This is a genomic window from Flammeovirga sp. AWQ4_249 (assembly GCF_056161045.1).
The window spans coordinates 1-14,869 of sequence record NZ_JBSWYJ010000003.1; the positions used below are offsets into that span (position 1 = coordinate 1).

Annotated in this window: 11 protein-coding genes; 5 read left to right on the top strand and 6 right to left on the bottom strand. The window is 32.2% G+C overall.

The genetic code is table 11. The features are described from left to right. From ACXAHM_RS03605 to ACXAHM_RS03620, 4 genes are all read right to left on the bottom strand, one after another. Positions 1-691, bottom strand: a 691-nt coding sequence (locus ACXAHM_RS03605; RefSeq protein ID WP_474959036.1) for a fasciclin domain-containing protein, incomplete at its 3' end; no start/stop codon positions are given. Positions 692-1,026: 335 nt separating this feature from the next. Further along, complete coding sequence (gene nadB, locus ACXAHM_RS03610; RefSeq protein ID WP_474959037.1) at positions 1,027-2,604, bottom strand: L-aspartate oxidase; 1,578 nt, start codon at positions 2,602-2,604, stop codon at positions 1,027-1,029. Between the two features lie 60 nt (positions 2,605-2,664). Further along, entirely contained in the window at positions 2,665-3,657 is a 993-nt protein-coding gene (nadA, locus tag ACXAHM_RS03615) for a quinolinate synthase NadA (RefSeq protein ID WP_474959038.1), read from the bottom strand. 91 nt (positions 3,658-3,748) lie between these two features. Continuing rightward, the gene (locus tag ACXAHM_RS03620) at positions 3,749-3,916 is read right to left on the bottom strand and encodes a hypothetical protein (protein ID WP_474959039.1); all 168 of its coding nucleotides are present in this window, start codon (positions 3,914-3,916) and stop codon (positions 3,749-3,751) included. A 405-nt stretch (positions 3,917-4,321) separates the two neighbouring features. Between ACXAHM_RS03620 and ACXAHM_RS03625 the strand changes: the two genes are divergently transcribed. Next, positions 4,322-6,919: a DNA gyrase/topoisomerase IV subunit A gene (locus ACXAHM_RS03625; protein WP_474959040.1), complete on the top strand. Its 2,598-nt coding sequence runs from the start codon at positions 4,322-4,324 to the stop codon at positions 6,917-6,919. Between the two features lie 39 nt (positions 6,920-6,958). Here ACXAHM_RS03625 and ACXAHM_RS03630 read toward each other — a convergent pair whose 3' ends face one another. Beyond that, complete coding sequence (locus ACXAHM_RS03630) at positions 6,959-8,116, bottom strand: hypothetical protein (RefSeq protein ID WP_474959041.1); 1,158 nt, start codon at positions 8,114-8,116, stop codon at positions 6,959-6,961. 88 nt (positions 8,117-8,204) lie between these two features. Next, on the bottom strand, positions 8,205-9,746 hold the full coding sequence (rmuC, locus tag ACXAHM_RS03635; RefSeq protein WP_474959042.1) for a DNA recombination protein RmuC: 1,542 nt from the start codon (positions 9,744-9,746) through the stop codon (positions 8,205-8,207). A gap of 423 nt (positions 9,747-10,169) precedes the next feature. On the opposite strand from rmuC, the gene ACXAHM_RS03640 reads away from it, so the two are divergent. From ACXAHM_RS03640 to ACXAHM_RS03655, 4 genes are all read left to right on the top strand, one after another. Further along, positions 10,170-11,201 carry a DUF481 domain-containing protein gene (locus ACXAHM_RS03640; RefSeq protein ID WP_474959043.1) on the top strand — a complete coding sequence of 344 codons (1,032 nt, stop codon included), beginning with the start codon at positions 10,170-10,172 and terminating at the stop codon, positions 11,199-11,201. Between the two features lie 82 nt (positions 11,202-11,283). Continuing rightward, on the top strand, positions 11,284-12,213 hold the full coding sequence (locus ACXAHM_RS03645; protein ID WP_474959044.1) for a coiled-coil domain-containing protein: 930 nt from the start codon (positions 11,284-11,286) through the stop codon (positions 12,211-12,213). Positions 12,214-12,357: 144 nt separating this feature from the next. After that, positions 12,358-12,753 (top strand): FtsL-like putative cell division protein, encoded by a 396-nt coding sequence (locus ACXAHM_RS03650; RefSeq protein ID WP_474959045.1) that lies wholly within the window; start codon positions 12,358-12,360, stop codon positions 12,751-12,753. An 11-nt stretch (positions 12,754-12,764) separates the two neighbouring features. Then, positions 12,765-14,864 (top strand): penicillin-binding protein, encoded by a 2,100-nt coding sequence (locus ACXAHM_RS03655; RefSeq protein ID WP_474959046.1) that lies wholly within the window; start codon positions 12,765-12,767, stop codon positions 14,862-14,864. Positions 14,865-14,869: the final 5 nt, after the last annotated feature.

Sequence of the window (14,869 nt, forward strand, 5' to 3'; positions counted from 1 at the left end):
ATAAATCAGTTGATAATACTGTACCTTCTACTACATGGTCTAATAAAATTGCTGATACTTCTTCTGCTGATAAAGCATCTAAATCAACACCTTCGAAAGCTGAATTAACTGGTGCAAATACTGTATACTCTCCTCCTGATAATGTCTCTACCAAGCCAGCTTTTACTACTGCTGAGACTAATGTTGATAGGTCATCTGTTGCTTGAGCTAACTCTACGATTGTAGGTAACTCTTCTTCTACCATTAAAACTTCATCAATGATATGTACTACACCATTAGAAGCTTCTACATCTGCTCCAACAACAGTTGCATCTCCAATCATAACTGTTGATCCTTGGATACTTACTGTAAATGTTGCTTGTCCAAGTGTTTGTATTTCTTGGCCATCCTCTAAATCACCTGAAAGCACTGAACCTTCTACAACATGATTTAATAAGATTGCAGCTAGATCTTCTACAGGAACATCATCTATAGAACTTCCATCTAAAAGTGCAGCAAAAGCAGCATTGTTAGGTGCAAATACTGTAAGATTTGCTTCGGGATTGTCTAACGTTCCATCAAGTCCAGCTGCTGTAATTGCAGCGTTTAATGCCGTTAAATTTGTATTGCTTGCAGCCAATCCAGCAATGGTCTGCTCTTGGTTAAGGTCGTTTTCGTTATCTTCTTCACATGATGTAAATGTGAACAACATAGAAAACACAAAAATTAGTTTAAGTAAATCTAAAGTTTTCATCTTGTTTAAAGATTTATGGTTTTGAAATTCGACTTACTTAATTTTGTGTAACGTTTATTTGTTTAAACAATAAGCAGCAAAATTAAACAAAAAATATTTACATCTTAAAATAATACAATAAATTATCACTTAAAATGAAATAAAATCAAGGTTTTAATTAAATATAGTTCAACAAAAAAAAAGTTCATTTTTTTTTTGAAAGAAATTTCGAAAAATGCCAACGTTAAACAAAACGCAAAAAATTAGGCTTAAAATGAAAAAAGCTACCTTCTTTCGAAAGTAGCTTTTTCATATTATTCATAATCTATAGAATAATGAAGTCCTATATTTTCATGTCGACCTTTTGCTCCTGTTATAATTAGATAAGTTATCGTAATCATATTCCTTAATTCACATAAAGGTTGGCTTATTACTGTCTTCTTATATAGTGTTTCTGTTTCATCATATATCAGTCCCGTACGCTTAAAAGCTCTTTTTAAACGTTCGTCTGACCTTACAATACCAACATAGTTGGACATTACTCTTTGTAAATCACTTCTTGATTGAGAAATCAATACCATTTCTTCAGGAACAGTTGTCCCATCTTTATTCCATTCTGGTATTCCTTCTTTCCATGAAGTTTTATCAATCAACTTTAATGCGGTAACATAGGCTTCATGAGCATAAACAGCAGCTTCTAATAATGAATTGGAAGCCAATCTATTTGCTCCATGCAATCCTGTACAAGTACACTCTCCACAAGCAAGAAGATTTCGAATACTTGTCTCTGACTTTGTATTTACTACTATACCTCCACATAAATAATGAGAAGCTGGAGCGACAGGAATTAAATCTTTAGTGATATCAATGCCTGATTCTAGACACTTTTGAAAAATGGAAGGGAAATGATCTTTTAGTTCTGCTTTATCAATCACTGTTGCATCAAGCCAAACATGGTCTTTACCTTCTTTTTTCATTTCAGAATCAATAGCCCTTGCGACAATGTCCCTTGGTGCTAAAGATCCTCTTTTGTCATATCTTTTAACAAAGTCCTCTCCTTTACTATTGCGAAGAATAGCCCCTGCTCCACGCATTGCTTCAGTAATTAAGAAAGCATTTCCTTCATTACCTCTTTGGTATAAAGCTGTTGGATGAAATTGCACAAACTCCATGTGATTTACCAAGCCTTTTGCTCTATAGGTCATCGCTATACCATCGCCCGTTGCAACACTTGGATTGGTTGTCGTATTGTACACTTGACCAATTCCTCCAGTAGCTAATAGAGTAACTTTCGATAATATTGTTTCTACTTCTCCTGATGTTTTATTTAATGCATAAACACCAAAACACTGCGTGTCTTCACGGTATTTGGTCACTACTTCACCCAAATGATGTTGTGTAATCAAGTCGACCGCATAATAATCAGAAAGAATCTCTACATTATCATAGCTTTTTACAGCATTCAATAAAGCTCTTTGAATTTCCTGACCCGTTACATCCTTAAAATGTAAGATTCTATGATCAGAGTGACCTCCTTCTTTGGCTAATTTATAGTCACCATCTTCAGATTTATCAAACTGAGTTCCCCATTCGATTAACTCTCGAATACGGTCAGGTCCATTTTCAACCACTAGTTTAACTACCTCTTCATTATTAATATGAGAGCCAGCATCTAAGGTATCTTTAATATGTTTTTCGTAGGAATCATCGGCATCAATTACAGCTGCGATTCCTCCTTGTGCATATCTAGTATTACTTTCAAACGGATCATCTTTCGTAATAAGACAAATTCTAGGGTGATGATTTTTATCTTGAAAGTGTTCGCATAATTTTAATGCGTAACTTAATCCTGCAATACCAGAACCCACGATTAGAAAATCAACTTTCATCATGGTTAAGTGTAAAAAAATAAAGCTGTTTATATCTTAAATACAAACAGCTTTAATCTATAATTAAGATAGTTCAAACATTTTTTCGATTGAACCGATTGCTTTTAATCGAATATCTTCTGGAACATCTACTTCTGGATATTCATACTGTAAACAGTTATAAACTTTTTCCAATGTATTCATCTTCATAAAATGACACTCAGAACATGCACAAGTGTTATCTTCTTTTGAAGGTGCTGGAATAAGGTTTTTATGAGGAACAGCTTCTCTCATTTTGTGAAGAATACCTGCTTCTGTTGCTACAATATATGCATCCGAATCATCTTCTTGTACATACTTTAATAAAGCTGCCGTTGAACCAACAAATGAAGCTACCTTTAATAAAGGCATTTCAGATTCTGGATGAGCAATGATTTTTGCATGAGGGTATTCTTTGTGTAAATCCAAGATCTTTTCTAATGCAAAAGCTTCATGAACTACACATGCTCCATCCCATAGTAACATATCACGACCTGTTTCCTTCATGATATATTTACCTAAATTTCTATCAGGAGCAAATATAATTTTCTCGTCTTCAGGAAGACTATTAATAATCTTAAGTGCGTTGGTAGATGTTACAGTAATATCAGTATATGCCTTTACTTCGGCAGATGAATTGATATAAGTAACTACGGTATGATCAGGGTGTGCTTTTACGAAATCTCCAAACTCCTTTGCTGGAGCGGCTTCCGCTAATGAACAACCTGCTTTAAAGTCTGGAAGAATTACCTTTTTGTTAGGATTGATAATCTTTGCAGTTTCTGCCATAAAATGAACTCCTGCAAATAAAATTATATCAGCTTCTGTTTCTGCCGCTTTTTGTGCTAGTGCTAAACTGTCTCCAACAAAATCTGCTAAGTCTTGAATCTCAGCATCTTGGTAATAATGGGCTAAAAATACAGCGTTTTTTTCTTCTTTTAAACGTGTAATTTCAGCTTTAAGATCGATTGGGTTGTTTTCCATTACATCGATATAACCCAACTGATCTGCTCTATCTTTAAGCTCTTGTGTAAGCATTTTCATTAATTCTACGAAATTCTATTTAGCGCAAAGTTAATGAAACTTTGGGAATTGAAAGTCCTATAAAAGGTAAAAATAGATTGAACTATTAAATTTTAGGACATTTCTTACAATGCTTCCCTTTTTTCTTATACTTTTTACAACAGTCTTTTTTCTTACAAGTCACATCAGCTCCCATTTCCTCATTTCCTAAAGAAAGCATATCAAGTAAATCTCTACTTGTAGTGGATAAAAATATAGGATCTTGTTGTCTCATGTTTGATCTATTTTATTTAGACTAATTCTACTTAACACTGCAATATATGTCATTAATTAGATTAAATCTAAATAAAGACTCCCTTTTTTTTCACATAAACACTTTTTAAACCATAATCACATTTATTAAAGGGCGTATTCTCAATACTATACACATCAATAGATTGATTTATTTTTCAACAAAATCAATTTCGAAGACATAAATTGAAACATATTTGAGCATTTGATATAATCACATCTATAACAAACTGTATTCAATACAATAAATGTTGTTTTTTTACACATTTCATGAAAATACGTGTAGAAATGTCACCTTTATTAATTTTTCATTTGCATGCTGTCTACATTTCTATATTTTTGTGATAATCGCAATTTTTTTGACGGCATTTATTTTTAGAAAAGGAACGTGGAAAACGAGCATTCAACAAATAATTCAGACCATAATAACGGAGATAAAATTGTTCACATCGATGGTATGTACCAAAACTGGTTCTTAGATTATGCATCTTATGTAATCTTAGAAAGAGCGGTACCAAGCATTTATGATGGACTAAAACCTGTACAACGTAGAATTCTTCATGCTATGAAGGAATTAGACGATGGTAGATTTAATAAAGTAGCCAACATCATCGGTTCAACTATGCAGTATCACCCTCACGGTGATGCATCAATTGGTGACGCAATTGTTCATTTAGGGCAAAAAGAGTTACTGATTGAAACACAAGGTAACTGGGGTGACATCCGTACAGGAGATAGTGCTGCAGCTCCGAGATATATTGAAGCAAGACTTTCTAAGTTTGCTTTAGAAGTAGTTTTCAATCCTAAAGTAACAGATTGGCAACTATCTTATGATGGGCGTAAAAAAGAGCCTATCAACTTACCTGTTAAGTTTCCATTATTATTAGCACAAGGTGTAGAAGGTATCGCCGTTGGTTTAGCGACGAAGATTATGCCTCACAATGTCAAAGAACTAATTAAAGGTTCTATTGATTTATTGAAAGGTAAAAAAGTACATCTTGTTCCTGACTTCCCAACGGGCGGTTTAGCAGATTGTTCTAATTATAATAATGGCTTAAAAGGTGGTAAAGTACGCTTAAGAGCAAGATTAGAATCTCCAGATAGTAAAACTTTATTGATCAAAGAGATTCCATTTACGTGTACTACTTCTAGTTTGATTGACTCTATCATTAAAGCCAATGATCAAGGGAAAATCAAAATCAAGAAGGTAATTGATAATACTGCAAAGGATGTCGAAATTGAAATTCAATTAGCGAATGGTCAATCTCCTGACGTTACTATTGCTGCATTATATGCTTTTACTGATTGTGAAGTTTCTATTTCTCCAAACTCATGTGTGATTGTAGACGAAAAGCCAGTTTTCATGGGTGTAGAAGAAATTCTTAAAAACGATACAGATCATACGGTAAATCTTCTTGAGGCTGAACTAAAAATTAAAGAAGGTGAGTTACAAGAAAAAATCTTATTTAGCTCACTAGAAAAAATATTTATCGAAAACAGAATCTATAGAGACATTGAAGAATGTGAAACATGGGAATCTGTTTTAGAAACAATTGATAGTGGTTTAACTCCATATAAACCAAGCTTCTATCGAGAAATTACTGAGGATGATATCATTCGTTTGACTGAAATCAAAATCAAGAGAATTTCTAAGTTCGATTCATTCAAAGCGGATGAATTATTAAAGAACTTATTAGAAGAGTTGAAAGAAGTTCAATACAACTTAGAGCACCTCATCGACTTTGCAATTGCTTATTTCAATAACTTATTGAAGAAGTATGGTAAAGATTATGAACGTTGTACTGAATTAACAACTTTCGATACAATCCAAGCCTCTAAAGTTGCTGCGAATAATGCCAAGCTTTATGTCAATAAAAAAGAAGGTTTTATTGGTTACAACTTAAAACGTCAGGATGGTGTAGAAGAAGTAATGGATTGTTCGGATATCGATGATATTATTGTCTTTAGAAATACGGGTGAGTATGTAATCACGAAGATCGGAGAAAAGAAATTCGTTGGAAAAGGCATACTACACGCTGAAGTATATATTAAAGGAGACGAAAGAAAAGTCTACAATGCTATTTATTTAGATGGCGCTACAGGTATTACTAGAGTGAAGAGATTCCAAGTGCCTAGTTTCACTCGTGATAAAGAATACAATGTCACGAAAGGATCTCCTAAATCTAAAGTTACGTACTTCTCTTCTAATCCAAATGGTGAAGCTGAGATCGTAGGTGTATCACTTTCTCCTAATTGCTCTGCAAAAGTAAAATCGTTTGAATATGATTTTGCAGATCTTGAGATCAAAGGAAGAAGTTCACAAGGTAATATTCTTACTAAATACCCTGTTCGTAGAGTGACTTTAAAACGTGAAGGTGTTTCTACATTACCAGCAATTGATCTTTGGTATGACGATGCTGTTGGCATTTTAAATAAAGATGAAAACGGTAAGTACTTAGGTAAGTTTAAAGATGAAGACCGCATTATCGTTTTCTATGAAGATGGTGAATATGAATTAACTAACTTTGAAGTAACGAATCGTTATGATGCAAAGAAAGTGGTATTAATTGAGAAATTCTTACCTTATAAAGCAATTTCTGCTGTTCATTATGATACTAATAATAGACAGTATTACATCAAACGTTTCCATATCGAAACGTCAACGATGAACAAACGCTTTAAATTCATCAATGAAGCCAATGCTTCTCGTCTACTTCTTGTCACTACACAACTTTCTCCTGATGCTGAATTAACGTATACGAATGGAAGAAAACGTGAAAAGACAAAAGTGAACTTGAAAGAATTTGTTGAAGTGAAAGGTTGGAAAGCTTTAGGTAATAAGTTGCCTTACGACAAAGTCACTGACGCAAAACTTTTAAGCAAAGATGATCCAGTTGATGAGATTGAACAAACAGAGAAAAATGATTCATCGTCCGACCAGAATAATAAAGAAGATGATGGAAAAGATACATTAAAGTTATTCTAATATAACAATAGGAAAGAGGAGTTTAGGCTCCTCTTTTTTTTAATCAATAAATATCTTTTGCTGAGAAAATGTTCTATTATTTTGGACTAACATATAATACAGTCCTGATTTTACTTTTTCATAAAAAGTTATTTTTACATCAAAATTTTCAGAAGTGGCTTGAACTGTTTTGGTAAAACAACTTTGTCCTAAATTATTAAATACTAATATTTTCACATCGCTGTTTAAAGTTGCATTTTCAATCACAACTGTTATCTCCTCCCCTATATTTATAATATTGGGAGTCAATCTAACATTAAATTTTGATGTATTTTGTTTCATAAAATAAATAGGATCATAGTACACACTTGAACCATCGAGATCAACTTGATGAAGCCGGTAATATGCAAGATCCAAGGGTGATTGATCTATAAAACTATATTCTATAAGTGTATTACTATTTCCAGCCGCTTTTGTTTTATGAATAACTTTCCACTCTTTAAGATTTGATGATCTTTCTAAAGTAAAATAGTCACTATTCTGTTCTGATAAAGTAGACCATTTCAACTTAACTCTATTGGATTTCTCTTGGACAAAAAAGTATTTGAGATTTACTGGCAGGTCTGCATTTTCATTAATTTGAATATCTGAATAAGCACTAGGTGAAATTTGACCTTTATTAAAACCTCCACTTAAATTCAGTATATCATTTGTTCCAAAAGCCCAAAATACAGAAGATGCACCAGCTGATGCATCATAATTCCCATCAAAATTATTGGGCATTTTTGCTATTGATAAATCACCATCTATATTAATCGTTCCATCTAAAAAAAGCATACTAAAACGATCACTTATATATACATCTCCATTAATGTTGAGCACTCCAGCTACAGATAATAATACATGTGATAAATAAACAATTCCAGATGTAGTAATTGTTACTGTATCACCATATTCAACGGTTAAACTCCTTGCAGTGGTTCCTTCATCATCACTTACAAAAGCTATATTATTAGCTGTATTTATCAGTGTACCATCTGCTAAAGTATAATCTTGACTTAATCCTTCTACTTCTGACCCTATATTTAGACCACCCAAAAGTTCTGCTGTTGTAAACTCTATATCCACGGAAGCTGGATCTAAGTTAGGATCACCTCCACCTCCATATATGTGATTAGAATGGGTAATAAATAAAAGTAAAATGAATAAACGAATCATGGTAGGTTGGTTTATTTGAAAAAACACACTTGATTCTTTTTAAGTTCAAACCATTTTGTACAAAAAAAGAGGATTACTCCTCTTTTCATTATTCTTCGATTTCTAAGTGCTGTTTTTCTTCAAATTCATCAGGCAACAACTTTTTAGGATTTAAATTTCCTTTCTTTTTCATCTCATTTACAAGTGAAATAAAATTCCCTTTTCCTTCTGAAAGTTGCCCCATGGCTTTGTCAACATCTTTTTTAGAATCACCAATTCTTTTTTGGAGAAGAACCATTGTTTCTACAAAACCTCTAGCCTTATCATAGATTTTAGTGGCCTGCTTAATGATATCCTCAATGTTTTTTTGCTGATGTTCATTTCTCCACAACTCTTCAATCACTTTCAAAGTAGCCATCAAAGTAGTTGGACCAACAATTACTACTTTCTTTTGATAAGCATATTCCCAAAGTGAATCATCTTCTTGCAATGCCACTAAAAATGCAGGTTCAATCGGAACAAACATCATCACATAATCTAACGTTTTAATTTTATCTAACTGCTGATAATTACGTCTAGAAAGTTCATCAATATGCGATTGTAATGCTCGAATATGTAAGTGTAATTCATGTTGTTGTTCTGCTCTCTCCTCCGCATTGATATACCTTTCATAGGCATTTAGTGAAACCTTTGAGTCGATAATAATTTGCTTTCCCTCAGGATAATTTACAATCACATCGGGCTTTTGTAAATCACCATCTTCTGTTCTATATGTAGGTTGAACTAAGTATTCGTGACCTTCTCTTAATCCTGATTTTCTTAAGACAGAATCTAGAATCATTTCTCCCCAATCTCCCTGGGTTTTTGTATCTCCTTTCAGCGCTTTTGTTAAATTTTGAGCATCTTGAGAAATTTGATGATTCATTTTTCTCAACATTTCTAATTCTGTTCTTAAAGAGGTTCTTTCATTGGATTCTTTTCCATAATTGTCCTCTATTTTCTTTCTAAAGCTTTCGATTTGATCTTTAAAAGGATTTAAAACAGAATCGAGATTATTTCTATTTTGAGAGGTAAATTTCTGTGAGTTTTCTTCAAGAATTTTTTGTGCTAAATTTTCAAATTCAGTTTTGAATCGTTTGTTTAATCCCTCGATTTCTGAGGTCTGCCCCTCTAATTTCTCTTCAAAAAAAGATAATTTTTCTTTTAAGGCTACAATTTCCTCTTTTTGCTGAATCCCTTCCTCTTGGAGGTTTAGATTAAGGTTTTCAAGTTCACCTTTCGCTTTTTGAACTTCTAATAAAACTCCTCTATTATTTGAATTCTCACGTGAGACTATTTCATAACTGTTTTTCAAATCTGTAAATGAAGTACTTAAATCATTTATCTTTAGATTCTTCTCTTCAATCCTAACATTAGCAGTTTGAATATTAATTTTTAAATGCTGATTTTCCTCTTTTAGACTTTGTACAGCCTTTTCATTTAATTCATTTTTTTGATTCAGTTTTAATCTTTCTTTTACTTCTAATTTAAATCGAGCTTCTTCGGAGGCATATTTTTGCTTGTAAAAAAAATAGAGAACACATGCACCTATTAGTAATCCAATAGTGAAACATATAAAAAGTAAAATAATAATGCTGCTTTCCAATTGCATGTTTGTTGACAGTAAAATGATTTAATGTTTGAAGGGTATATTTCGAATAAAGTTACTTTTTTATTAGGTAAATAACACATTACAAACTCAAATTAATTAATACTTTATTGCTTTTCAGTGTATAAGATTTAAGACAATTGTATTAATGTTAAAGTGATACATAAAATAATAAATATTGTTAGACGTCAAATCATAAAGAGTCGTCCTAAATCCACTTAATAGTATATTTTCAACCATTTTATTTTCAACACATTGAATAATACAAATGAATAATAAATTAATGAAACACGATAGCTATATTCTATTATTTCATCTCTTAAATATTCTTTTTATAGATTATTGTTCCTAAATTCTAGTAGTAACTTAGCACTGTTTTTTAACAAAAGGCCAAAAACTATATAATTTTATAACTCAAAAAAGAAAATGAAACAACTAATACTACTATTTTTATGTCTATTCCCATTGTATTCCTTTGCTCAAACCGATTCACTCCTGATGGTCAATGGTGATGTTATAGTTGGTGAAGTAAAAAAAATGGACAAAGGTGTTGTAGAAATAGAAACTGATTATTCTGATTCAAATTTTAAAATAGAATGGAGTGGGATTAAGGAGTTGACTTGTCACACTTATTTTTTAGTGACATTATCGAATGGAACAAGGTTAAATGGTAGAATAACATCTACCAATCCTAAGCTATACCATGTAATCACCGATGATCAAGGAACAGTTGACGTCAAGCCTGAAGAAATAGTTTACCTTAAGTCGGTTGAAAAATCATTCATGAGTAAAATGTCAGCAAATTTTGACTTAGGATATAGTTTTGCGAAAGCTAATAATCTATCACAATTAAATGCCTCTGGTGTCATTGGTTATTTAGCCAATCGTTGGTCTCTAAATTTATCATTGAATAGCTTAAGATCTACACAAGATGATGTTGATGCAATAGAAAGGAATGATGGTACTTTGACTGGTAATTATTTTTTACCACATGATTTTTATGCTACAGCAGCATTTAGTTATTTATCCAATACAGAACAATCTATTAATCTTCGTACAACTACTTCATTAGGTATTGGTTGGTATATTATTCATACAAATGCCGCCTACCTTGGTATATCAACAGGTGCATCATTCTTATCTGAATCCTTTGATGAGACTTTAGATGAAAATGATCAACCTTATATTAAACCATCAAATACTGACGCTGAATGGTATTTACAACTTGATGTGAATTTATTTGACACTGGAGATCTTTCATTTAATTCCAACATAAAAGGATATAGAACAATAGGCGTTGATCGTTGGAGAACCGATTTAACTGCAAATATAAAATACGATTTACCTTATGATTTCTACATTAAAGCAGGAACTGTATTGAACTATGATAGTCAACCTGCAGAGCCAGGGAAAGAAGTCGATTACCAATATACACTAGGTTTTGGTTGGGAATTATAGATTTTTATAAAAAGTTGTCATCATTCTTTATTAAAAAATAACTTTCATGTATTATTTTGGAGTTTGATAATACTGTTACGAGATGACTGATAAGATTTTTTTTAATAAAGTTGGCAAACGAAGAAAGATATTAATCGGTTTAGTGATTACTCTTCTATCATTAAACCTATTACAATTATACTTAAGATCAGATAATACAACTCACCTTCAAGATAGAGTTCAAAGTAAAAATGTCGAATTAGTTTTAACCTATGCTAAATTAGACTCGATTTCTACTGAATTGAACAAACAAATTCAGATATTAGAGATCATGAATGAAGATATTGATTCTCTTACACATCTTAAAAAATCACTAGAACAAGAAAAAAGAGAATTAAGATCTAAACAATTATTAGAGGAAAATAGGTACAATCAAATAAAAAATAAAGTGGTTGTTTATGAGGATATTTTAAAAAGAAGGGATCTTCAAATTACTTCTTTAAAAAACATGAATGATTCCTTAATTACTGAAAATAATTATCTTAAAGAAGAAAAATCATCCCTTACTACAACTATAAATTCTTTGAAGAATGAACAAGGGAAACTTGAGAAAATTATCGATGAGGCGAAGCAATTAAAAGCTTACAATATTTCGATTTGGGGAGGAGATGAAGTCTCTAAACTAAAAGAAGGCAATCATTTTAAGCGAAAAAACACTTCTAAAGTCTCCATACAATTCAATATTACACCTAATAAGTTATTAGAAGGCGATCAGAAAGATATCTTTTTATGCCTAGTTGATGAAGAAGGTGCAACGATTTATAATCCTGATAGTAATATTAAATTTTTTAGATTAAAAGGCTCTAAAGAGAACATGTTTTATACTTCTAAAAAAACATTCTCCTATTCTAAAGATATTGATAAAATGGAGCTTTTATATCAATCAGAAAATTTACTCAATAAAGGTTCCTATAGTGTCAACCTATATTGTGACGGGATGTTATTGGGACAATCCTCATTTTCGATTAACTGATTTTTTCAGATATTATCCTTAATATTTGCCTAATCATCATTTTTTGACATATTTTTTTCTATTTTTCCTATATTATGTATCTTATTCAGATAGTTTTTTTGCAAATTTGAATATTAAGATACTCTGTACATTTTTTATTTTTAGATGAGAGCAAATACTTACAAGGAAATTCCCGAACAAAAACCCGAGCATGCTCCTAAATCCTCTACCTCAATTTGGAGAGAAAGATTGTCTAAACTCAAATTAATTTCTAATGATGAGGGAGATGACAATAGTGGATATATACAAAAAATTATTTTTGTAACTTTTTTAGGTATTCTCTATATCGCAAATGGATTTCAAGCGGAAAAATCACATCTAAGAATCAATAAACTTGAAAAGTCAGTTGAAAAGTTACGTGTTGAATACAGTACCTTAAAATATGACTTTATCAATGAGAGTAAACGATCGCAAATCGAAGAAAGAGTTGCTCCACTTGGATTAGTTCCTTTGGAAAGTGCTCCTATCGTTATCTCAGTTTCCAATTTAGAAGACAATTAATTAATAAATAAATGGGAATTAGAAATTCCATATTACTAAGAGTACGCTTTGCTTTTTTACTCATCGTATTTATTGCTGCAGCAATTATAGTACGTATCTCAGACTTACAATTTTTTGAAAGAGATAAATGGGAAAAAGCAGGAAAAGCAAATAGAGTAAAAGTTAGAAGAGTCGATGCAACAAGAGGTAATATTCTTGCTGATGATGGCAGTCTTATGGCTACTTCTATTCCTTTTTACAAATTAGCTTTTGATCCATGTGTTTCTAACGACAGTATTTTTAACAGTGGCATTGATTCATTGAGTATTTTACTTTCAAAATACTTTAAAGAAAAAAGTGCAGGAGATTATGATAGTCTTTTAAGAAATGCTCGTAAAAAGAAGCGTCGTTATCTGATCTTAAGTCATAAACTTGTCAAACATCAAGATAAAAAACATATTGACAACTGGCCTATCTTTAGAGAAGGACGTCATGCTGGTGGTTTAATATTCTCAAAATACGAGAAGCGATTTAAACCTTTTGATGAGCTGAGTAGAAGAACAATTGGTTTTATCAGTAAAGATGAAAAAGCACAATATACTGGTCGTGGCTTAGAATACAGTTTTAATAAAGACTTAGCCGGTACTGATGGAGAGGCTTTGTTCCAAAGAGTTTCTGGAAATCAATGGAAACCATTGGATGAAGGTGCACAAGTGAGAGCTGAAAATGGTTTGGATATACAAACGACCATCAATATGGATATTGAAGAACATGCACATAATGTTCTTGAAAAAGCACTTATCGATCATGACGCTAACTTTGGTACTGTATTATTAATGGAGGTTAAGACTGGTGAAATCAAAGCAATCGTCAACCTTGGGAAAAATTCAAAAGGAGAATATGTAGAAGATTTTAATTATGCTATTCAAGGTGTAATGGAGCCAGGATCTACATTTAAAAGTGCATCCATGTTAGCTCTTCTTGAAGAATATGATATTGATCTTGATGAACCTGTAAATACTGGGGATGGTAAATATATGTTCTATGATGAATGTATAATGACAGATGCTCACTTTAATGGATTCGGTATGTTAACTGCTGAAGAAGTTATTGAAAAATCATCAAATATTGGTATCTCAAAATTAGTCTTTAAATATTTCAGAGAAGATCCAGAGCGTTTTATGCATTATTTGGATCGTTTCAATTTGACTTCCACAATTGGTTTTCAAATGGAAGGAGAAGGAAAACCTTATATCAACCGCCCAGGAGACCCTAGTTGGTCTGGCTGTTCATTACCTTGGATTTCAATTGGTTACGAAGTAGAGACTTCTCCTTTACAAATGCTTACTTTCTATAATGCAATTGCCAATAATGGTAAAATGGTTGAACCAAGAATTGTCAAGAAAGTATTGAGAGGAAATGAAGTTGTTGCTGAATATGGTGTAAAGACTATTCACAATAGCATCGGTTCAGAAAGATCTTTAAAAGCATTGCAAGGGATGTTGAAAAAGGTGGTGGAAAGTGGAACTGCAAAAAAAATCAATATTACTGAGTTCCCTATTGCAGGTAAAACGGGTACAACGCAAAAAGTAAAAGAAGGAGTTTATACAAAAAACTACTTTACTTCATTTGTTGGTTATTTCCCTGCCGATGCTCCAAGATATTCTATGATTGTCGCAATTGATGAACCTAAAGGTGACAAAAGATATGGTGGTGATGTATGTGCTCCTGTATTCTTAGATATTGCAGAAGTAGTTTATGCAAGAACAACCGAAAGAGATATACATTTTGTAGACAACGAAAACGAAAAAGCTTTTCCTTATATAAAAGCAGGAAATTATAACGATTTATTATTACTATCAGACGCTTTTGATATTCAACAGATATCAGAAAATACCTCTCAGTGGGTTAAAACAAAAGTGAAAGGAGATACGATTGCATGGGTCAATGCCAAAGTACAAAAAGGTAGAATGCCTGATGTTAGAGGTATGACCTTAAGAGATGCAATGTATTTAATTGAAACGGAAGGTGCTTCTGTACATACAACAGGTACAGGTCGTGTTGTTTCACAATCAATCACTCCAGGAGGTCGCGTTAATAGTAAAACAAACGTCTATCTCAAACTACAATAATTGAA

Bases quoted from the DNA above. Each gene is read 5' to 3' on its own strand.
- ACXAHM_RS03650 (WP_474959045.1), top strand. From the start codon at position 12,358: ATGAGAGCAAATACTTACAAGGAAATTCCCGAACAAAAACCCGAGCAT.
- ACXAHM_RS03645 (WP_474959044.1), top strand. From the start codon at position 11,284: ATGACTGATAAGATTTTTTTTAATAAAGTTGGCAAACGAAGAAAGATA.
- nadB (WP_474959037.1), bottom strand. From the start codon at position 2,604: ATGATGAAAGTTGATTTTCTAATCGTGGGTTCTGGTATTGCAGGATTA.
- ACXAHM_RS03655 (WP_474959046.1), top strand. From the start codon at position 12,765: ATGGGAATTAGAAATTCCATATTACTAAGAGTACGCTTTGCTTTTTTA.
- ACXAHM_RS03630 (WP_474959041.1), bottom strand. From the start codon at position 8,116: ATGATTCGTTTATTCATTTTACTTTTATTTATTACCCATTCTAATCAC.
- ACXAHM_RS03620 (WP_474959039.1), bottom strand. From the start codon at position 3,916: ATGAGACAACAAGATCCTATATTTTTATCCACTACAAGTAGAGATTTA.
- ACXAHM_RS03640 (WP_474959043.1), top strand. From the start codon at position 10,170: ATGAAACAACTAATACTACTATTTTTATGTCTATTCCCATTGTATTCC.
- nadA (WP_474959038.1), bottom strand. From the start codon at position 3,657: ATGCTTACACAAGAGCTTAAAGATAGAGCAGATCAGTTGGGTTATATC.
- rmuC (WP_474959042.1), bottom strand. From the start codon at position 9,746: ATGCAATTGGAAAGCAGCATTATTATTTTACTTTTTATATGTTTCACT.